This window comes from Paenibacillus woosongensis (assembly GCF_030122845.1).
Classification (GTDB): Bacteria; Bacillota; Bacilli; order Paenibacillales; family Paenibacillaceae; genus Fontibacillus; species Fontibacillus woosongensis_A.
In genome coordinates this window covers 5,088,115-5,109,434 of the sequence record NZ_CP126084.1, presented here as the reverse complement: position 1 = coordinate 5,109,434, position 21,320 = coordinate 5,088,115, and the positions used below count along the sequence as shown (strand labels likewise).

General features: G+C 50.2%; 16 protein-coding genes. 14 read left to right on the top strand and 2 right to left on the bottom strand.

The window, feature by feature from the left end:
* The 5 genes from QNH46_RS23465 (at position 1) to QNH46_RS23445 (ending at position 7,743) form a co-directional block, all read left to right on the top strand.
* The gene (locus QNH46_RS23465) at positions 1-558 is read left to right on the top strand and encodes a hypothetical protein (protein WP_283926262.1); all 558 of its coding nucleotides are present in this window, start codon (positions 1-3) and stop codon (positions 556-558) included.
* A 568-nt stretch (positions 559-1,126) separates the two neighbouring features.
* Complete coding sequence (locus QNH46_RS23460) at positions 1,127-1,372, top strand: GNAT family N-acetyltransferase (RefSeq protein WP_283926261.1); 246 nt, start codon at positions 1,127-1,129, stop codon at positions 1,370-1,372.
* Between the two features lie 196 nt (positions 1,373-1,568).
* Positions 1,569-6,797 carry a right-handed parallel beta-helix repeat-containing protein gene (locus QNH46_RS23455; RefSeq protein WP_283926260.1) on the top strand — a complete coding sequence of 1,743 codons (5,229 nt, stop codon included), beginning with the start codon at positions 1,569-1,571 and terminating at the stop codon, positions 6,795-6,797.
* A gap of 86 nt (positions 6,798-6,883) precedes the next feature.
* Positions 6,884-7,357, top strand: coding sequence for an SRPBCC family protein (locus QNH46_RS23450; RefSeq protein ID WP_283926259.1), 474 nt, complete (start codon positions 6,884-6,886; stop codon positions 7,355-7,357).
* 113 nt (positions 7,358-7,470) lie between these two features.
* On the top strand, positions 7,471-7,743 hold the full coding sequence (locus QNH46_RS23445) for a hypothetical protein (RefSeq protein ID WP_283926258.1): 273 nt from the start codon (positions 7,471-7,473) through the stop codon (positions 7,741-7,743).
* A gap of 281 nt (positions 7,744-8,024) precedes the next feature.
* On the opposite strand, the gene QNH46_RS23440 is transcribed toward QNH46_RS23445, so the two are convergent.
* Positions 8,025-8,666: a polysaccharide deacetylase family protein gene (locus QNH46_RS23440; RefSeq protein ID WP_283928536.1), complete on the bottom strand. Its 642-nt coding sequence runs from the start codon at positions 8,664-8,666 to the stop codon at positions 8,025-8,027.
* A 200-nt stretch (positions 8,667-8,866) separates the two neighbouring features.
* Here QNH46_RS23440 and QNH46_RS23435 point away from each other — a divergent pair, with 200 nt between their 5' ends.
* The 7 genes from QNH46_RS23435 to QNH46_RS23405 all read left to right on the top strand — a co-directional run bounded on the left by QNH46_RS23435 (position 8,867) and on the right by QNH46_RS23405 (position 18,687).
* Positions 8,867-10,432 (top strand): response regulator transcription factor, encoded by a 1,566-nt coding sequence (locus tag QNH46_RS23435; protein WP_283926257.1) that lies wholly within the window; start codon positions 8,867-8,869, stop codon positions 10,430-10,432.
* Entirely contained in the window at positions 10,425-12,221 is a 1,797-nt protein-coding gene (locus tag QNH46_RS23430) for a sensor histidine kinase (RefSeq protein ID WP_283926256.1), read from the top strand. The genes QNH46_RS23435 and QNH46_RS23430 overlap by 8 nt, the downstream gene beginning before the upstream one ends.
* Positions 12,222-12,241: 20 nt before the next feature.
* A complete protein-coding gene (locus QNH46_RS23425) occupies positions 12,242-13,777 on the top strand; it encodes a response regulator transcription factor (protein ID WP_283926255.1) in 1,536 nt (511 codons plus the stop codon).
* Between the two features lie 134 nt (positions 13,778-13,911).
* Positions 13,912-15,600 (top strand): extracellular solute-binding protein, encoded by a 1,689-nt coding sequence (locus tag QNH46_RS23420; protein WP_283926254.1) that lies wholly within the window; start codon positions 13,912-13,914, stop codon positions 15,598-15,600.
* 86 nt (positions 15,601-15,686) lie between these two features.
* Entirely contained in the window at positions 15,687-16,646 is a 960-nt protein-coding gene (locus QNH46_RS23415) for an ABC transporter permease (protein ID WP_283926253.1), read from the top strand.
* Positions 16,647-16,648: 2 nt separating this feature from the next.
* The gene (locus QNH46_RS23410) at positions 16,649-17,608 is read left to right on the top strand and encodes a carbohydrate ABC transporter permease (protein WP_283926252.1); all 960 of its coding nucleotides are present in this window, start codon (positions 16,649-16,651) and stop codon (positions 17,606-17,608) included.
* 53 nt (positions 17,609-17,661) lie between these two features.
* Positions 17,662-18,687: an endo-1,4-beta-xylanase gene (locus QNH46_RS23405; protein ID WP_283926251.1), complete on the top strand. Its 1,026-nt coding sequence runs from the start codon at positions 17,662-17,664 to the stop codon at positions 18,685-18,687.
* Positions 18,688-18,802: 115 nt separating this feature from the next.
* Here QNH46_RS23405 and QNH46_RS23400 read toward each other — a convergent pair whose 3' ends face one another.
* On the bottom strand, positions 18,803-19,555 hold the full coding sequence (locus tag QNH46_RS23400; protein ID WP_283926250.1) for an SDR family NAD(P)-dependent oxidoreductase: 753 nt from the start codon (positions 19,553-19,555) through the stop codon (positions 18,803-18,805).
* 269 nt (positions 19,556-19,824) lie between these two features.
* Here QNH46_RS23400 and QNH46_RS23395 point away from each other — a divergent pair, with 269 nt between their 5' ends.
* Together QNH46_RS23395 and QNH46_RS23390 are read left to right on the top strand one after the other, a co-directional pair.
* The gene (locus QNH46_RS23395; protein WP_155612325.1) at positions 19,825-20,196 is read left to right on the top strand and encodes a winged helix-turn-helix transcriptional regulator; all 372 of its coding nucleotides are present in this window, start codon (positions 19,825-19,827) and stop codon (positions 20,194-20,196) included.
* Positions 20,197-20,267: 71 nt separating this feature from the next.
* Entirely contained in the window at positions 20,268-21,287 is a 1,020-nt protein-coding gene (locus tag QNH46_RS23390; protein ID WP_283926249.1) for an SDR family oxidoreductase, read from the top strand.
* Positions 21,288-21,320: the final 33 nt, after the last annotated feature.

Here is a 21,320-nt window from a genome sequence, read left to right as displayed (position 1 = left end):
ATGCAAAAGATTACTGAAGTTGAAGCTATAAAAAATCTTGAACGTAATTTCCATAAGGTGTTCAAGAATAAAGACCCCTTTGATAATTGCTTTACTGATAATATCCAAGCTAAGTTACTTTTGTTTCCTACTGATGGATATTACCTTCAAGAAGAGCAGTTTAATGTTCTTCGTCAAGCAATCAGCCATTTTGGGGAAGTTGACTTCTTTATTTCCGAAATTGAAGGTGACTGCTTTTCCAAGTCCTTATCCAGTGGGTCTTACGAACATAGCCACTGGATGGGCACGACTTCATCAACATTTGAGGATTATACAGATATCCCCATTGTAATCGAAAACGCAGTTTATTCGACTTGTGGCAATTGGGGAGTAATCATTTCTCACGAAGGGCATGCAGTGTTGGGTGGTAGTACAGAGTTGATAGAACTGGTTCAGAGTTTATACCCCCAGTACGTGACTTGCAAACAAGGATTTATTGAGTATTGGGAACATAATCAAAGGGAGTATAATTCCAACATTGACTGGGTGAATGAATTTCTAAAACAATTTTCATATTGACTTCTGACCTCAAGGATAAACACTCCTTGAGGTCTTTCTTTTACCCCACCCAGTGTCGAATGAATCGGGCGACTCGATTCAAAAGAACTTAAACCTTATAATCCCCATATGATATTCCGTTAATATGCCTGTACGCACATGCAATGCTTGAATTTATACCCTAAATAACGGTATTCCGTTACGTTGGACAGGTCGATTATGGTCAGATACCACCATGATTGACCTGTTTTTTGTTATCTTCGCTTTCTCACGGTTTTTTCAAAAATGAATCGCAACTGTACAATACCCTCTCACGATAGGGAGGATGAAAGGTCAGGAAGCGCATCTTTTACGATAGATACCGCCACTATTAAGAGTAGGGGGGCTAGACAAAGAGTTATTATTCTGTCCGCAACTGAAATGACCTTTACAGCGATTGTTACCGTGTAAGAAATAACTCTGCTGACGAGCAGTTAAACATATACAGGTAAGGATGCGTTTCAGCTAGCCGCCTTCCTGACTTCATAGCCGCCATGCGGCGGTGTAATCAAATACGCAGAAGGCAGGGATTTACATGACAACAAGGACGATGGCGAATATTACCTATCGATCCCCTAGACATGCTAGAATTAATACCGTGTATACCCCTGTAGAACATCGTAAAAAGGGTTGTGCCAGCGCGATTGTTGCTGAGGCGTGCTGCTTTCTTCATTCGGAAAATCTGGTGCCGATATTGAATGCGGACTTAAAAAATCCGAACTCCAATAAAGTTTATCGGAAGGTAGGTTTCATTGAAGCCGGGAAAATTGCTGAATTTAAATTTAAGGAACAATAAATTTTAAACCGCACTCTTCTCAACCGGGAAGATTGCGTTTTTTTTCTGCCTGAATCTGCTAGTTTTGTGGCGACAAATAGATGAAATTAGTATAGAATCATAAATTAGGTAGGAGAGGTAAATTTACTAAATTAGTTTATCAACGGAGGGTGAACCGCAGCTTGACCAAAATTTGAACAAAGGAGAGTATGGCGATTTGAGAAAACTACAACGGTATTTGGCTGTAATTGTATCATGTTTGCTGATTGTTTCTTCTTTTCCTTTGACGGTTGGTGCGGCACAGGGCAGCGATCCGTCTGCCGGTTTGATTCAAATTACGAGTGATTGGCGGGGCAGCATTTTTGGGGATGTAGGCGGAGCAGATAAGATTACGCCCGTGAATTTCGAAATTGCTGAAAATGACGGAGGCACGGTAACGCTTCGCAGCTCGAATGACAGAGGTAAAATTTCGAGCAGCACGGAAGGGATTGCTTATTACTTCAAGGAAGTGGCGCCGGATGCCAACTTTGAGCTGACAGCTACGGCGCAGGTGGACGCCTGGACGGCCCATAACCAGGTGTCGTTTGGCTTGATGCTTCGCGGTAATGTGCTGGACAACGAGCATAATGGAACATTTACCGGGGATTACGTCGCCGCAGGTGCTTTGGACCAGAAAATGAAAGCGCTTCATAAATTACAGGGGGGCAGTCTGCAGAAGATAGAGGCCTTTGCTTCAGCCGCTTCCCCGGCGCCAGGCGAGGATTATCGGCTGAGCATTAAGAAATCAGGCAGCCTGTACGTCGTAAAAATCGGCGATGAAACGGCAGCCATTACGGATTTCACCGGGGATATTCGTTACGCCGGATTGTTCACGGCACGAAATGCGGCGGTAACCTTCAAAGACGTGAAGCTAAGCGTGGAAGGATCTGTCGAGCTCGGCGATTGGCAGTTTAGCGCCTTCGGCGGTAATACGAGCGATGCCAAGAATCCGCGTCCCCTGGAGCAAAGCGAGACCTCGGTAACGCTGGCGACGTACGGCGGGAAAATAGCCAGCGGCGATGAGGGCATGTCCTTTTACTTTAAGGAGCTGCCGGCTGCGGCGAACTTCGAGCTCAGCGCGAAGGCCAGGGTAGTATCGTTCAACAGCGACAGTGGCATTAGTACGCCGAACCAGAAGTCGTTTGGCCTGATGCTTCGAGACAGCGTGGGCGCCCATGGGGATACCGGCACGATGACTTCCAATTATGTCGCCATCGGTGCATTGGATACGGTAATGAAAGGCTTCTACAAGAGTCAGGGGGCTCAAACGAAGCTGTCCCCGCTGTCTGGTGTTCCTGCGCCTGCCGCGGGAGAAGTATATGATCTACGCATCAAAAAATCGGGAGCGACCTACTTGCTAAGCGTTAATCAAGAGACCGAAACGTTGACGCTGCCGGATATGTTCATGGATACGCTTTTTGCGGGGGGATATGCGGCCAGGGATGCGACGGTCGCCTTCAGCGACATCCATTTTCGGGTGGAGAACAGAACGGTGAGTGCATTGCTCGCCGATGCGAGGGCAATGAGAACGTCGTATTTGGTGGGCGAGAGCCTCGATTTGACGGGGCTTGCGGTAACTGCGCAATATTCTGACGGCAGCGAGGAGATGCTGCCGCAAAGCGATTATATTGTTACGGGCTTTGACAGCGGCCAGGCCGGGACAAATGTGATTACGATCCACTATAACGGCGCTGCGGCGACGGTTCCGCTGGAGATCGTCCCGCTAACGGTCACTTCACTGGCGGTGAAATACTACCCAGCTAAAACGGTTTATTACTTGGGTGATGATTTTGACCCGGAAGGCCTTGTGGTTCGGGCGGAATATAATAACGGATTCAAGACGGCGGAGCTGACGAGCGACCAGTATTCTCTGTCCATTGAGGGACAGCAGGTTACCGAGCAGTCGCCGTACACGTTCACTCGGTCAGGGAGCATGGAGGTGGCAATCATGTCCGCGGAGACACCGGGAGTGGGGGCGGCTTTTGATGTGACGGTGAAGGCAGCGGCGCTGATAGAGCTGGAGGTCAGGCAGCAGCCGGAGCAAACGGTTTATTTTATCGGCGATGTCTTGGATTTGGATGGACTCCTGCTGTACGCCAAGTATAGCGACGGTTCGGAAGTGCGGCTGATGAGGGGCGAATATACGGCATCCTCCCTGGATACCGCTGCCCCGGGTCAGAAGCACGTTACTTTGCACCACAAGGGGCTAACGGCTTCTTTTCCGGTGACCGTGAAGGTGAAAGAACTGGTCGGGATCGAAGTGACGAATTATCCGAAGACCACTTTTGATCGTGGCGATGCTTTCGAACATGCGGGCTTACAGGTCTCGAAGGTGTTCGATAACGGCGACAGGGAGGAGCTTACGGATTTTACACTCGATACCTCCCGGTTTGACGGACAGACGGCGGGAACCTATGAGATTGGCGTGATTTCTGCTGACGCGTTGATCAGTCCGATCACATATCAGGTTACGGTGCGGGAGAAGCTGGCGCCTGAGTGGAAGTTCACTCATTTTGGCCAATCCACTTCGGCTAAGAACAACTATGTTACGATCCATGCTGACGGCTCGATTGAACTTGTGGCTTCGGACGGCGGTAAAGTGACCGGAGACCATGATGGAATTTCGTACTACTACACCGAACTGGATGCGGCTCAGGACAACTTCGTATTGTCAGCGGACATTCAGGTCGTATCCTATGCCAAAAATCCGCACGATGGCCAGGAGTCGTTTGGGCTGATGGCCAGGGACGCTATTGGGGTGCAAGGCAACACCAGCGTATTCGCTTCTAATATTGCAGCCATTGGTGGATATAGCGGCGGTACGCGGGATGATAACGGCACGCAGCTGTTCGTGCGCACAGGTGTTGAGACGCCTGATGGCGCAGGCAGCCAGGGCATTCAGAAGGTGATGCTGCACAATGAGCGCCCGGCGGCGGCCAATACTCATCCGGCAGCACCGTACCGCTTGACGCTGGCCAAGACGAATAGCGGTTTTACGGGCAAGCTGAACAATGGGCAAGAGGAGATTATTTTTACTCCGGATATTCTAAATGTGCAGGACTCCAAAATGTATGTAGGCTTCTATGTGGCACGGGTTGCGACGATCATCGTCAGCAATGTGGAGCTGACCGTTACCGCTGCGGATACGGATGCGCCAAAAGTGGTGCCGCCCGCAGAGCCAGTGGAGCCGCGGCTTGAGGTGCTGTCTCTGGAGAAAACGCCGGACACCGATTATGAGCTGGTGCTGCGGCCGAATGTAGACGGGACAGTGACGGTCAAGCAAGGACAGACGGTGATTTTGCAGGATGCTGCTGCAAACGCGCATCAGCACTTGACGGCTTCGGCCACACTCGCGGCGCAAAGCGATACGAATTTCAGCATCGTGTTTGTCCCGGATGATACACAGAAATTAACCTCTTATGACAAAATCGTCCGGAATTTCACGGTCGTGGTGAGGGAGTATGCCGCCGGCAAAGACATTATCGTCTCCCCGGCCGGTAAGACCAGCGGCGACGGCACAGCCGAGCGTCCGCTGGATATCGATACGGCGATCGATTTCGTGAAGGCGGGCCAGCGCATCGTGCTGCAGGATGGCCGATATGTGCGCAGCTCCAAAATCGAAGTCAAGAAGTATAACGACGGGAAACCTGGTGCGATGAAGTATTTGATGGCTGCGGACGGCGCAAGACCTGTCATCGATTTCGACAAGAAAACAGAAGGCGTTGTACTAAGCGGGAATTACTGGCATGTCCAAGGGCTGGACTTCACCCGTTCCGCAGGTAACACCAAAGGCTTCACCGTAGGGGGCAGCCACAATATCGTGGAAAACAGCAGGTTCTACGCGAACGGAGACACGGGGCTGCAAATCAGCCGCACGGATACAAGTGCTCAGGAGCTGGCGGACTGGCCGTCCTACAACCTGATTCTCAACAGCACGGCGTTTGATAACCGCGATCCGTCCGACAACAATGCCGACGGCTTTGCCGCGAAGCTGACATCAGGTGTCGGAAACGTGTTTAGGGGTTGCTTGTCCCATAACAATATTGACGATGGCTGGGATTTGTATGCGAAGGCGGGAACAGGCGCGATCGGGGCGGTGGTGATTGAGGACAGCGCTGCGTTCAACAACGGATTTTTGACCGATGGCACGGTAGGCGCGGGCGACAAGAACGGCTTCAAGCTGGGTGGGGAAGGCATTCATGTACCGCATGTGATCCGGAATTCCATTGCCTTCGGCAACGGGGCCTATGGTTTCACCAGCAACAGCAATCCTGGTGTCATTGCGATCAACAACATCGGCTTCAACAATGACGGAGGGAACTTAAGCTTTACGACGTATTCGCATATTACGCCGGACTTCACGATCGACGGCTTCCTGTCCTACCGGACGGTCGATATCGCGAAGGATAGCTATCCGGCAGCGCTTGCTGCGGATAACAACTATATGTTTGATGGCAAGGTCTCCAAGAACAAGTCGGGCCAGGAGTTGACCGCTGCCAACTTCGCCAGCCTTGACCCGGTCGTTACTTATGAGCGGGACGCTGAAGGCAATGTCATCTGGGGCGACTTCCTGAAATTCATCGGCTTTCAGGAGCCGGGCAAACCTGGAGAAGGCGGCCCTGGCGGCGGAGACACCGGAGGCGGAAACACCGGAGGCGAAGACTCTGGCGGTGGTACTCCAGGTGGAGGCAATTCAGGTGGTACTCCAGGAAGCAGTTCCGGCGGCAGTTCCGGCAGCAGCACAGGAACCGGCAGCACAGGGGATCCTGGAAGCACGCAGCCGGAGGAAGACTCTAGCAATTCCCCGCCAGAGCAAAATGGCGGATATGGGGATCCAACCAGCGATCCATCCAAGCCAGCCACCAATATCTTCGCTGATACGGAGGGACATTGGGCGGAATCCCGCATTCGGGAAGCTGTCGCCAGAGGCATTGTGAGCGGTTACCCTGATGGATCGTTCAAGCCGAATGGAGCGGTTACTCGTGCTGAATTCGCGGTTATGCTCACCAAGGGACTGAAGCTAAGCGGGAGTGAGGCGGCGGCTTCGGGGCTTCATTTCACCGATCGCGACAGCATCCGTCCATGGGCACAGAATGCTATCGTTCAAGCCCTGCAGGCAGGCATCATCAGCGGTTACGAGGACGGCAGCTTCCGGCCAAACAGGGGGGTCACCCGCGCCGAGATGATGTCGATGCTCGCCAGAGCGGCTGGACTGAAGCCGGCTGTGGAGGCTGTAACCGGCTTTGCTGACGATAAGGAAATTCCGGCATGGGCGAAAGGAGCTGTAGCCGAAATGCAGGAGCAGGGGCTGATCTCCGGCCGCGACGGCAATCGTTTTGCGCCGCTGGAGACGGTGACCCGTGCTGAAGCGGTAACGGTTATACTGCGGCTTCTGGATCGTAAATAGAATAGGGGCATAACCGGGGCGCTGCGTTGTATAATATGGGATATGCCATTGCGGCACGCAGCGCCGCTTAATGAGGAGGAATATCATTGTTAGCAGACATCCGGCAAGCCCCGCAGGGATATACCGCGTGTTTCGAACGTCGGCTCGCGTATTCCGTTCAGGAGGTCTGGTCCTGGTTGACGGAGAACGACAAGCTGGGCCAGTGGTTCCCGGAGCTGCGGATCGACGATCTCCGGGAAGGAGGAGCTGTCAAGTTCGATATGCAGGACGGAACATTCGAGGAGCTCAAGATTACCGAGTTCGAACCAGAATCTGTACTGGAATACGCATGGGGCGGCGAGGATCAGGTACGTTTCGAGCTATATCCGGAAACGGGCGGGTGCCGCCTCGTTCTTATCGAGAAGTTAAGCCAAATTACGGACCATACTCCGAAGGATCTGGCCGGATGGCATGTATGCCTGAACGTCATCCAGAAATTGATGGATGGACAGGCTGTAGAAGGACGCCATGAAGAATGGAAGACATGGTACGAGAAATATAAACAAATTCTTTTGAAGTAAGGAGGGGCTCGCCTCTCCTTTTTTTTGCGTATTCAACAACTTTTTGAAAGTTAATAAGGAATCGTTGCAAGTGAGAGGCAACACCCTACAAGGCACTAGATAGGTTGTTTCAAGTGTATAAACTGAATAAGACGGGCTGGGTTGTCGACTTCGGCTGCGGACGCGGGCGGGTGCCATTTTACATTCACAATAAGTTCCATATTCCCGTCACGGGCATCGAAGTACACGAGAAGACGTATGAGGAAGCCCTTCATAACAAGGGGAGCTACAGGTCGCAGGCCAGGCATATCAGCGCTCCAATCCGCTTGAAATATGGGCTCGCCGAGCAATATCGAAGTGAAAGGTACGGACAATATCTTTTACTTTTTCAACCCTTTTTCCATTGAGATCTTCAAGCAAGTAGTTTACAATATTTTACAATCAATCCAAGAGGAGCCTCGGATGGTCGACATTATCCTGTACTACCCCGTGGCGGAATACAAACAGTTCCTTCAGATGCATACCCCCTTTTCAATTGATCAATAAAGTAATCGTGCCCGGTGCGGCCCATAAGAAGGAGAAATTTTTAATTTATCGGTTGAAAAATAATGGCAAACCAGATTCAGCCGAATAAGTTGAAGAAGAAAGGGAGCTGCATGCTGCATGAGATGCGGCTCCCTTGTACAGGTTACACTTCCTTGGCCGGGGAGGATAGCTTGATTAATTCACTGACGGTGACCAATCGGTAACCCTCCGCAACCAGCTCTGCCACGAGGATCCGCACGGCTTCTACGGTGTGCGAGCGGTTTCCGAAGCCGTCGTGAAAGAGCAGCACGCTGCCCGGAGACAGACTATCCCTCGTCTTCTCGACGATATGGTCTACTCCCGGCTGCTCCCAATCCATGGCTTCGCCGTTTACCGCGCCAGCCAGCGTATAACCCCGGCTTCCAAGCAACCCCGCAGCTTGTTCGTTGTAATCAAAGTAAGGAGGCCTGAAGGTCAGCGGCTTGACGCCGATTATTTCCTGGATCAAACGCTCTGTCCGGATGATTTCTTCGGCACATTCCTCTGCGCTCAGCTTTGATAAATAAGGATGCGTGTAAGTATGATTGCCGATCTCATGGCCTTGGTTGTGCACGGTGCGTGCAAGTTCAGGATGCTGTTCAATCTGGCGGCCGATCATGAAGAAGGTCGCCTTGGCCTTGGCGCCTGCTTCCCGAAAAATATCCAGAATTTGCGGAGTGTACACAGGATTCGGACCGTCGTCAAAAGTAAACGCTACGACCTTCTCCTCGGTATCGAACTTATGAATCAATGCAGTGCTGAACATCATAGTTGCCCCTCCCTTTTAATTGGCCTATCCTTTAATTGATGATAATAGTATACCGGTAATCAATTCTGGATGTTTCTTTTTTTTTCCTCCTTTGATAGAATCAGCCTTACTTAAGTATCTTAGAACGCAGCCAAGACATTACTATTAGTGAATGCGCTTTCAATTCGCGTGGGAATTAACTGAGGAGGCGGATTTGTATGCTGAACGTATTGCTGGTAGACGATGAGCCCTTGGTTTTGGAAGGGCTAAAAACGATGATTGCCTGGGAACGATATGGCTTTCACATTTGCGGAGAAGCGCTAAGCGGCAGCGAGGCGCTCCGAATGATACAGGATCATCGCCCTGAGCTGGTGATCACGGACATCAATATGCCGAACCTGAGCGGCCTTGAGCTGATTGAGCAGTGTAACCGGCTGCTGCCGAAGCCCCCGAAATTCGTCGTGCTGAGCGGTTACGATGATTTTGACTATGCGCGCATCGCCATGAGGCAGAAGGTCGCGGAATATTTGCTCAAGCCGATCGATGATGAGGATATATATTGTCTGCTGGTCAAGCTGAATGCGAGTCTTCAGAAGGAACGGGCCACGGAGCAAAGTCAGAGGAAACAGCAGGCCTTCATCGTAAACAATATCATTAACCGTTTGATCCAGGGCGAGTCCGGCGAACGCCTGTGGCAGCAGGCGGCCAGTGCAATGAAAATCCAGGAGGACTCGGAATTGCAGTGTCTTCTGGTTGATGCCGTTCCGATGACTGTGGAGTTGAACGCCTGGGTCGCCTCGTCATTTCCTGACGATAGGGTTCATGCTTTTCAGGACTCCTCGGGCAGAGCAGGTCTGCTCGTTCCATCGGAATGCCTCCCCGGCCGGGTGGAGGAAGCCGCTATGGAGCTGCATAGGCACCTATCCGTCAGCTCCGGGGAACCCGTCCTGGTGGCGATCAGCGGCAAGGGCTGCGGCATCGGCTCGATCAGGGAACTGTACAGGCAGGCGGCTCAAGTGGTGCAGGTGAAGCGCGGCCAGGGCAGAGATGGCCTGTTTTATTTTTGCGGCGATTATCAGGGAGCAACGAAATATGAGGCCCATAAAGAGAAGCTCGATCAGCTGTTAGATGCTGTCATGGCTGGGCATGTGGAGAACATCGACAGCTGCGCCAGGGAATTCATCGCTTCTTTTGCCTGCCGTGTGCCAGATATTGAGCTGACTAAGGCCTACGTCGTGAATTTGGAATGGATCATTTTCGAGCGGATCGCTGAACTGGGCGGAGACCCGGATAGACTGATGGAAGAGCTGCAGAACGGGTATGGCTTCTTGGGAGAACTGGCGGATTATAGCATGATTGAGCGATACGTGCTGCAGTTATGTGTCCGCGGGGCCACCCGGTTAAACGAGCTTAAACGGGAGAATGAATCCAACACGATATTCCATGTCATTCAGTACGTGGACCGGGAGTTCCGCAGCAAGCTGCAGCTTCAGGAGCTGGCCCGGCAGTTTCATATGAATGCGACTTACTTGGGGCAATTGTTCAAGAAGAACACAGGGCAATCGTTTAATGCCTATTTGAACGAGAAGCGGATTGAAGAAGCCAAGCGCCTGCTGAAGCGAACACAGATGAAAATTTCCGATGTTGCGCTGCAGGTCGGTTACCCCAATACGGACTATTTTATTAATAAATTCAAGCTAAGTACGGGGATGCTGCCCTCAGCCTACAAGCAGGATGCCGGGACAAAGGCTGTTCCGGAACAAGGAGGAGCCGCAGATGCTTGAGAGAAAGTGGAAGCTTAGAAAAATCGTAAACGATATCCCGTTGAACTTTAAGTTTCTGCTCATTTTTTTTATTGGCGTGCTTCTGCCGATTATCCTCTTGAATCTTTTATTCATGGACCGCATGTCTCATCTGATTAAGTCAAGGGAGGAGCAGAACCTGGAGATTTCGCTAGAGCGGGCCCGAAAGGATATTCATGATTATCTTGATGGCGGCGTAGCTGTCAGTCATGCTTTGAGCAGGGACAAGACGCTGTACGAGATGCTGGATCAGACATACGAGGATCCGCTGGATTTCTATACGGCGTTTGACGAACAGCTTCGACACCGGGTAACGAGCTATATGCCGGTAAATAACCAGATTCAGCGCATTACGATTTTTACGGATAATAAGTCCATCGTAAGCGGAGGGAATTACCAGGTCATCGACGAGGAAGTGAAGAACAGCGACTGGTATAAGCTGTGGAAGAAGTCGAACGAGCGCGTGCTGGTTACGGCGTATCAGGCGACGGACAGCAGTGATAAGGCGTTAACGGCTCCCTATTTAAGCGTCATTGAGAAAATGGATTACATCGATCATTTCGATACGTACGACAAGCTGCTTCGCATCGATATCGATTTAAGCAAAATTTACGATGTGATCGTGCGGGAAAGGGACTATCTGAACCTCTACCTGGTCAATGAGCATAATCAGATCATTATGTCAGCTCAAAGCGGCTACCAGCGAAACAGCGTCGATCCCTACACCGTCTTCAAGCTTCCAGAGCAGTACAGCAACGAGGATGTGCATATGGTTTCGATCGGTACGGCCAAATATGTAAAGGGCTGGCGGCTGATCGGGATGGCGGAAGGCACGCGGATTACGAAGGCGATGATCGATATGCGATTATTCATCGGCGCGATAGCTGCTGCTGTCACCTTGATGGCCACCATGTTTATCTATGTCATGCTGCGGTCTTACAACTATCGGGTTAAGCGGCTGTCCCGGCATATGCAGAAGGTGTCCAATGAGAAATTCGATCTGATCCAGATCGACGAGGGGCGCGATGAAATCGGCGGGTTGATCCGCAATTTTAACGGGATGACCGCCAAGATCAACGCTCTGATCAACAACGTATACAAGCTGGAGATTCAGAAGAAGAATCTGGAGATGGAGCGTGTTCGCGCGGAGCTTAATTTTATGCAGAGCCAGATGAATCCTCATTTCTTGTTCAATACGCTTAACGCGATTTTGGTCGTCTGCACGAAGAACAACTACTCAGACGTGACTGATATTATTAAGAGTCTGTCAAAGCTGCTGCGGCGCCTGCTTAGCTGGAAGGAGGATCTCGTATCCCTGGAGGAAGAGCTGGTGTTCATTGAAATGTATTTGAAAATAGAGAAGTTCCGCTTCAGAGAGAAGTTTGATTACCAGTTCGAGATCGAGGAGGAAGCGCTGAACTATAAAATTCCGAAAATGAGCATACAGCCGCTCGTTGAAAACGCCTGCAAGCATGGTATCCAGACAATCGATGGGTTGGGCACAGTACGAATCAGCGCCACGGTGAAGGATGCCCGCCTGCGGGTTGTCATCGCGGATAACGGAAAGGGAATGGAGGCCGCCAAGCTGCGCGAGGTCATTCTTGCCGTGCGCAACGAGAACTCCTCGGGAACGAGCATCGGCATTCGCAACGTGTATCGCAGGCTGGAGCTGTATTACGACGATCAGGTTCGCTTCGACATCGTCAGCCGGCCTGATGAAGGAACTGAGGTAAGTTATGAAATTCCGCTCAAGCTTCTAGATCATACATAACCAAGGGGGAAGGGAACGATATGACTTTCAAGGTGCTCTTGATCGACGATGAACCCGGTGCGCTGGAAGGGATGCAGCTATGGATCGACTGGCCAGGCGTCGGGTTTGAGGTGTGCGGAACCGGGAGCAACGGGATTGAAGGCCTGCGGCTGATCCGGGAGCTGCAGCCGGATTTGGTCGTAACGGACGTCAATATGCCTCTTATGGATGGACTGGAAATGATTGCGGCCTGGCAAGCGGAGGGTGCGCGCAATGTCCGCTTCGTCATTCTCAGCGGATACAGTGATTTTGAATATGCTCAGAAGGCGCTCCGTTATGGCGTCAATCGCTACTTGCTGAAGCCGATCATTCCTGAAGAGGCTTTGGATGAATTGGCGGAAATCCATGAGGAGCTGGCACAGGAGAAGGAAAGGCAGAGTTTGAGCCAAATTGCGTCTTACGAGGAGATCGTATCCTGCATCAAGGATGTGCTGCAGGGGCAGGCGCAGGACCAGGCGTCATGCTCGGTACTAAACCGCGTATCGCAAGCACGGGAGATGTGGAATTTCTGCCTCGTGCAGACAGAAGGAGCCACGTTTGCCGAGCTGCGGAGCAGGGCGGCTGCCCTGTTGTATCAGGAAGAAGCGATGTATTTGATCGATTTGGACATGAACCGCTTCGGCATCGTATACGGCGAACGTTGTCACGCAGAGGCGCGTGCTGCAGACCGGCTGTTTCAGGAGCTGGTGCAGCTTTATGCCGGGCAGCGCGTCTTTATGGCCGCGGGCGAGGGCGGGAATACCTTGCTGCAGATCGGCCATAGCTACCGTACCGCAAAGGAAGCGATGATGTATAAATTTTATGACACAGGGTATGACCGCGTTCTGAGGTATGAGCAGATTGCCAAGCGTCCTTTGAATTACCACTATGACCAGCTGCAGCTGGCAGAAGGGATCATCGGCGCGGTTTCGCTTCTGGATCAGGATGCCTTCAGGGAAGCGGTAGATTCGGCAGCCAGTACCTTCCGGGAAATCTTCGTAGCTCCGGAAATTGTCAGGAAGATCGTAATCCACATCATGTGGAGAATTATGGAGTACTTGAAAGAGACGAGCGATCCGGAGACAGAGTTGCTGCTCGAGAAATACGGGCTTCCCGGTTTATCGGATTCGGTGCTTATTATGGACGATTTGCTCGAGCTGCTGCAAACCTTCGGAATGGATAGCATCGAGCTGCTCCTGCGGGAGCAATCCAAGCAATCGCAGGGTATCGTACAGGAAATCAACGATTACATTCGCGAGCATTATCGCGAGCGCCTCACGGTGAAGAAATTAGGCGAAATTTTCTACATGCATCCGGCATATCTGGGTCAGCTGCTGCTGAAGAGGAACGGAATCAGCTTTAATGAGCTTGTGCATAATCTGCGGATCGAGGAGGCGGTGCGCTTGCTCGAGCAGAGTGAGCTGAAGAACAGCGAAATTGCCGAACAAGTCGGATACAGCCATTATGGCCAGTTTTTCAAGCAATTCGAAATCCGGATGAGGATGTCGCCGAGCGAATATAAAAGCAGCAGGTTCTAATATTTTTAGGGTTAATCCTTTAATTGTGCTATAGTTCGGCTCTGACAGCGCTTCTAAAATAAAGATAGGTTACATGAAAGGGCTTACAAAAAAGTGGCTTGTGTAGCTAAAAAATTTGCGGAGGTGCTTTTTACATGGGGGGTACGTCTAAAACATTGTTTCGGCTCGGCACAATCCTGCTGTTGTCGCTCAGCGTCATTCTGTCAGGCTGCAGCGGCGGCACGAAGTTGAGTGGAAACAAAAATACTCCGGAGCAGTCAGCGGGCGAGAACAATGGCGGTAAGGTAGAACCATTTGAAATCAGCGTCTTTATTGGAGAGGCCGGTCAACAGCCAACACCGGACAACAAGATATACAAGATGATTAAAGAAGAGACCGGTGCTTCCTTCAAATTTGAATTTTTGGCGGGTGACATTGATCAGAAGCTGGGTGTTATGATTGCAGGCTCGGACTATCCTGATCTAATGACGGGAAATACAAAGCTGACTACAGCAGGGGCTTATATCCCTCTAGAGGATTTGATTGAGGAACACGCTCCAAACTTGAAAAAGCATTATGAAAGATACTGGAATATGATGAAGGATCCAAATGACGGTCATATTTATATTCTTCCGAACTATGGCGTTTTGAACGGTGACCCTGCCAGCAACTGGTATGCAGGACCGGCCTTCTGGATCCAAAAGGCGGTATTGGAGGATGCAGGTTATCCTCAAGTCAAAACGCTGGATGAATACTTTGATTTGATCGCCAAGTACAAGGAGAAATACCCAACGATCGACGGAACCCCGACCATTGGTTTCGAGATCCTGAACTATGACTGGAGAAACTGGGGATTGTTCAACGCTCCGCAGCATTTGATCGGTCATCCGAATAACGGCGGCGTCGTTGTAAAAGACGGCAAAGCGGAGATTTTTGCCGATAAGGATTACGCGAAGCGGTACTATCAGAAGCTGAATGAAATGAATGCGGCCGGATTGGTCGATAAAGAGGCATTTACGCAAAACTACGACCAGTATATGGCCAAAATTTCAAGCGGCGCCGTTCTCGGCATGTTTGACCAGCACTGGAATTTCCAAACGGCTGAGGAATCTTTGATTACACAGGAGAAGCTCGAAAGAACTTATATCGGTCTTCCTCTCGTATACGATACAAGCATAAGGGATCACTATAAGGATCGTCCGGCACTGAACCTCAACAACGGTTTTGGCATCAGTGTCAACGCGAAGGATCCTGTCAAGATTATTAAGTTAATGGATCGCTTGATAGAAGAGGATTGGCAGAAAATTCTCCTTTGGGGAATTCCAGACGAGGACTACTATGTCAATGAGGAAGGCCGCTTCATGAAAACGCAAGAGCAGCGCGATAATTTTAATGACGGTACCTGGAAATTGGGCAATAAAGCGGATGCATGGGTTAAATTTGCACCGAAAATGGAAGGCTACTTCTCCGATGGGAACTCCACGGATGCAGCCGCTCAACCTGAAGAATTCAAGGCTGGGTTGAAACCATATGATAGGCAGTTCCTTGAAGCTTACGGCTTTGACAGCCCCGTTGATTTCTTTAGTGAGGCACCGGAGAATGACATTGCTTATCCGGCTTGGTCCATAGACTTGGTGGATGGATCCGAAGCGAAAATTGTAAATACGAAGCAAAATGAATTGTCGACGAAGTATTTGCCGAAAGCCATTCTTGCCAAACCAAGCGATTTCGATAAAGTGTGGAACGAGTATGTGTCCGAAATCGGCAAGCTGAACATCAAGGCGTATGAAGATCGCATCAATGAAGTATTGCAGTGGAGAACGGAAACCTGGTCAGTGAAATAAGGCATGGGGGTTGAATCGGAAGGTGGAGGACGACTTGCTTTTGTCTCCCGCCTTCCGCAATTACAGGCTTTGGGGAGAAAACGCTTATGGATGAGACATTAACGAAAGACCGTACCGTCCGGAAGTCTAAAAATGAAAAGAAAATGACCTGGTCCCTCATTAAAAGCCAGAGTCAGCTGATCTACATGTCAGTGCCACTTCTGGCTTACATTGTTTTATTTGCCTATGTTCCAATATGGGGTTGGACCATGGCCTTCCAGGACTACAAACCGGCGCGCAGCTTCAGTGATCAGAAATGGGTAGGTTTTAAACACTTCGAATTTTTGTTTAAAGACGACAGTTTTTTGCAGGTGCTACGAAATACGCTTGCGATGAGTATTATTAATCTAATTCTTGGTTTTACAACCGCGATTATATTGGCTTTACTGCTGAATGAAATCAAGAAAGTATTTTGGAAAAGAACCGTGCAGACGATATCTTATCTGCCGCATTTCTTATCATGGATTATCGTAACTGGAATTGTAGCGACTTCGCTGGCTTCAGACGGAATTGTCAACGACGTCCTGCTTAAGCTGAATCTGATTAAAGAGCCCATTCAGTGGCTCAGCGAAGGAAAATATTTCTGGGGTATTGTCGGTGCATCGCATGTGTGGAAAGAAGTCGGCTGGAATACGATCATCTATTTGGCCGCCATGTCCGCGATCGATCCCGCGCTATACGAAGCTGCAGATATTGATGGAGCAAGCCGTTATAGGAAAATGCTCCATATTACACTGCCGGGCATAAAACCAACGATTATTATTCTGTTGATCATGTCGATCGGTCATATTCTCGAAGCAGGCTTTGAAGTTCAATATCTGCTGGGCAACGGCCTTGTCGTCGACTGGTCGCAGACCATAGATATTTTCGTGTTAAAATACGGGCTTGCTCAAGGCAATTACTCACTGGCTACTGCTGCTGGCATATTTAAAACGGTCGTTAGCGTGACCATGCTGCTCTTTGCAAACTGGATGGCTAAACGACTAGGGGAAGAGAGGCTGTTATAGTTATGGCAAATTATTCAACCACCCCAGGACCAGCAACTGCTGCGGCAGTCAATAGACGTATAAGAAGAGGACGGATAGAGCCGATCGTCTTCCATACATTCAACACGATATTCATGATCATCTTGGTTATCGTCACCTTGTATCCATTTCTGAACACGATCGTCGTATCCCTTAATGCTGGGAGCGATACGATCCGTGGCGGATTATATCTTTGGCCAAGGGAATTCACCTTGCAGAACTACAAGGCGGTTTTCGTTTCGGGAACGATATATAACGCATTTGTGGTTTCGGTAGCCAGAACGGTGCTTTCGACCTTGTTGAATTTGTTCCTGACCACGATGCTGGCTTACACGCTGAGCCGGCGGGAATATGTGTTCCGGAAGCCGATTACCTTTATTTTTATCCTGACGATGTACTTTAACGCCGGTCTGATTCCAGGCTACTTCCTGATGAAGGACCTGCACTTGATCAATACGTTCTGGGTGTACGTGATCCCTTCGATGATCAGCGCGTTTAACATGATCGTGATCCGTACCTATATCGGATCTATTTCCGAAAGCTTGGTCGAGTCGGCGAGGATCGATGGAGCCGGTGATTTTAAAATTTTCTGGCAGATCATCTTCCCGCTCTGCAAGCCGGTGTTGGCCACTATTGCATTGTTTGTTGCTGTCGGGGCGTGGAACTCCTGGTTTGACGCCTTCATCTACACCTCTTCTAGACAGGAACTGAGCACCTTGCAATACGAACTGATGAAGCTGTTATCCTCGAGTATGAATGCTAATAACAATCCTTCAGTAGCTGCAGGGGCAGGCATGACTCAGGGGGCGGCCGCGCAAATGGTGACGCCTTTATCGATTCGGGCTTCGGTGACGGTTGTGGCCTCCGTGCCTATTCTGCTGGTGTATCCATTCATGCAGAAATACTTCGTCGTCGGTTTGAACGTAGGAAGTGTTAAGGAGTAACGGAATTGGGGCATGCAGTGCCTGGACTAATCATCAGTCAGGAGGAAGCTATTTTGACGAATAGAACACGTACGGAAGCGGCATTGAAGGATATTTTTGCAGACGATTTTCGGATCGGTGCCGCCGTCAATCCGCTGACCATACGGACGCAGGAAGAACTGCTGGCTTATCATTTCAATAGCATTACGGCGGAGAATGAAATGAAATTCGCCAGCGTGCAGCCGGAAGAGGGGGCCTATACATTCGACGAGGCCGATCGAATAGCGGCGTTTGCCCGGAAGCACGGCATGGCTATGCGGGGACACACCTTGGTGTGGCATAACCAGTCCACTGGCTGGCTGTTTGAAGATAAGCAGGGGAACCCCGTAGATCGGGCAACTTTGCTCGAGAGGATGAAATCCCATATCCACACGGTGGTAGGCCGTTATAAAGGCGAGATTTACGCTTGGGATGTGGTGAACGAGGTTATAGCGGACGAAGGGGATGACCTGCTGCGCCGATCGAAATGGCTGGATATTGCCGGACCGGAATTCATTGCACGGGCGTTTGAATATGCGCATGAAGCCGACCCAGGCGCAGTCCTCTTCTATAACGACTACAACGAATCTCATCCAGGGAAGCGCGATAAGATCTATACTTTGGTGAAGTCGCTGCTGGATCAAGGTGTGCCTATTCACGGCATTGGACTGCAGGCCCACTGGAATCTGTACAGTCCTTCATTGGATAACATTCGCGCGGCAATGGACAAATACGCCAGCCTCGGTTTGCAGCTGCAGGTGACTGAACTGGATATGTCGATGTTCCGGTTTGATGACAAGCGTACGGATTTGGCGGAGCCCACGGCGGAGATGCTCGAGCTCCAGGCCGAGCGATATGAGGCTGTCTTCAAGCTGCTGAGGGAATACAGGGATGCGATAACTTCCGTGACCTTCTGGGGAGCGGCGGACGACTATACCTGGCTGAATGATTTTCCCGTGCGCGGGCGAAAAAATTGGCCATTCCTGTTTGATGAACAGCATCATCCAAAACCGGCTTTTCATCGGATCGCTGCGCTTAAAGGCCAATCTTCTTCGCTTTAGGATATTGGGGTCCTATGGAGTGAAGCATAGTGCCAGGGCAGAGTATACGGGGAAGTCGATATCTATATTCTATAAAGAAGGGAGTCCTCCGGACTCCCCTTTTTGCGCGTTACGGCTAAATGGTATATGGATTCGCTTCGATCTTCTCGGCTTTGGCTACCGCGTCTTCAAGCGTCATGCCGACGAAGTCCTGCGCAGGGAAGAAGCGCGCGCTTTTCTTATCGTCTACAAAGGCGCCTACCGCGATGCCGGGAACAACGCTCTCAACAGCGCATGGAGCCTGCGGCCCGCCTAGATCGGTTCGGCACCAGCCTGGATCGGTAATGTTGATCATTACATCGGTTCCCTCTAAACGGGAAGCCAGATCCTTCGTGAATTTGTCCAGAGCGGCTTTGCTTGCCGCATAACCGGCTTGCTCGGGCTCGTTCCGGATGCCGCTTGTCGTGTTGATGACCCGTCCGAAGCCGCGTTCAATCATTTTTGGAATCAGCCTGTTGCAGATGGTGACGATCGAAATGAAATTAATGCGGAAGCTCATTTCGAAGTCCTCGACGGGCGTGCTCCAATAATCAGTTCTATACGCAATTTGCACCGCCGCATTGTTGAAGACGATGTCGACCTCGGTCCCGTTTGCTTCAATCTCATCCAGCATGGCCACGACTTCCTCATGGTTAGCCAGCTCGGCTTGCACACCATAGGCTTCTACGCCCAATGCCTTAACCTCTTCTTCGACTTTCCGGGTATGCTCCAGACTTCTGCTGTGCAAAATCAGGTTGCAGCCCTGCTTGGCCATAAAAATAGCAATCTGATAACCGACGCCCCGGCTTGCGCCCGTAATCAGCGCCCATCTTCCTCTGACGTTTACCATCGTATCCTCTCCTTTAGCCCCATGATTATTCAGACGGAAATTTCTGTAACTCTGTAGTTTAATTATATTACTTTACGAAGGGATATCCTATCACTCGATCATTCTTTCTATTTGCTTGGGATGATTTTGATAACTCATCGACAAGTGCTATTATGAAGTATGCATGTGATTTGAATAAGTACACACTATAATGTGCTATAGATACTTGTTTTAATGTAGATGCTTTTTTGAACCTATGTGAAGGCTCAAATGTAAGGAGGAAGTGCACTTTGAAAAAGAAGAAATATAATATTTCCGTAGAAGCCACGCTGGAGGTCATTGGGGGCAAGTGGAAATGTGTGATTCTGTGCCATCTGACGCATGGCAAGAAGCGAACGAGCGAATTGAAGCGGCTTATGCCGGAAATTACCCAGAAAATGCTGACGCAGCAATTGCGCGAGCTGGAGGCAGACGGCGTAATTAATAGAATTATATATAATCAAGTGCCACCTAAGGTGGAGTATGAATTAAGCGAATACGGACAAAGCCTGCGAGGGATCCTGGATGCCTTATGCGCATGGGGGGATAAGCATATCACCAAGGTGTACGGCAATAAATTCGCCGTATTGGAAGAGAATGTTTTAAATGGACATTTGGAATGATCAAGTCATTGTCTGGTTGGACCATACATGATATCTTGAAAGTGGAATCAACCATGGATGGAGGTGTCCGAATGAAAGTATTATTTATCGGCGGAACGGGAACGATCAGCTCAGCGATCACGCAGCAGCTGGCCGAGACGGAGAATTGCGAGCTGTATTTGTTGAACCGGGGAACAAGAAATAGCGGATTGCCGGCCGGAGTCAATATTCTGCAAGCCGACATCAATGATGAAGCCGCCGTTGCTCGGCTTATCGAGAATATGAACTTTGATGTCGTGGCCGATTTTATCGCCTTCCACCCCGAGCAGCTGGAGAGGGATTATCGCCTGTTCAACGGGAGAACGAAGCAATTTATTTTCATCAGCTCGGCGTCAGCCTATCAGACCCCATTGTCGGATTATAGAGTTACTGAAGGAACGCCATTATCGAACCCTTATTGGGAGTATTCCAGAAATAAAATCGCCTGCGAAGAGTATCTGGTGAAGCAGTACCGGGAGAATAGCTTCCCGATAACGATTGTAAGGCCAAGCCATACGTATTGCGAGCGCTCCATCCCGTTGGGCGTGCATGGCAGCAAGGGAAGCTGGCAGGTCGCTAAGCGGATGCTTGAGAACAAGCCGGTCATTATTCATGGGGATGGAACCTCACTTTGGACAATGACACATAACAGCGATTTTGCCAAAGGCTTCATAGGCTTGATGGGCAACATTCATGCGATCGGCGAGTCCGTTCATATTACATCTGATGAGACGGTAACCTGGAACCAAATCTATGAGATGATTGCCGATGCTTTGGGCGTGAAGCTGAATGCGGTTCATGTGTCCTCCGAATTTCTGGCGGCGTGCAGCTCGGATGATTTACGGGGCAGTCTGCTGGGGGATAAAGCCAATTCAGTCGTGTTCGATAATTCTAAACTGAAACGCCTTGTTCCGGAATTCGTGGCAACGACTAGGCTTGATCAAGGCATCAAGCAGACTGTGCAGTACATACTGGCCCATCCGGAGCTTCAACTGGAGGATCCGGAATTCGATGCGTGGTGTGACAAGGTGATCGATGCCATGGACCGTGCTGTAAAGGCTGTAACTGAATAAGAAATTTAAGCAACTCTGAAATGTTCAAGCCCC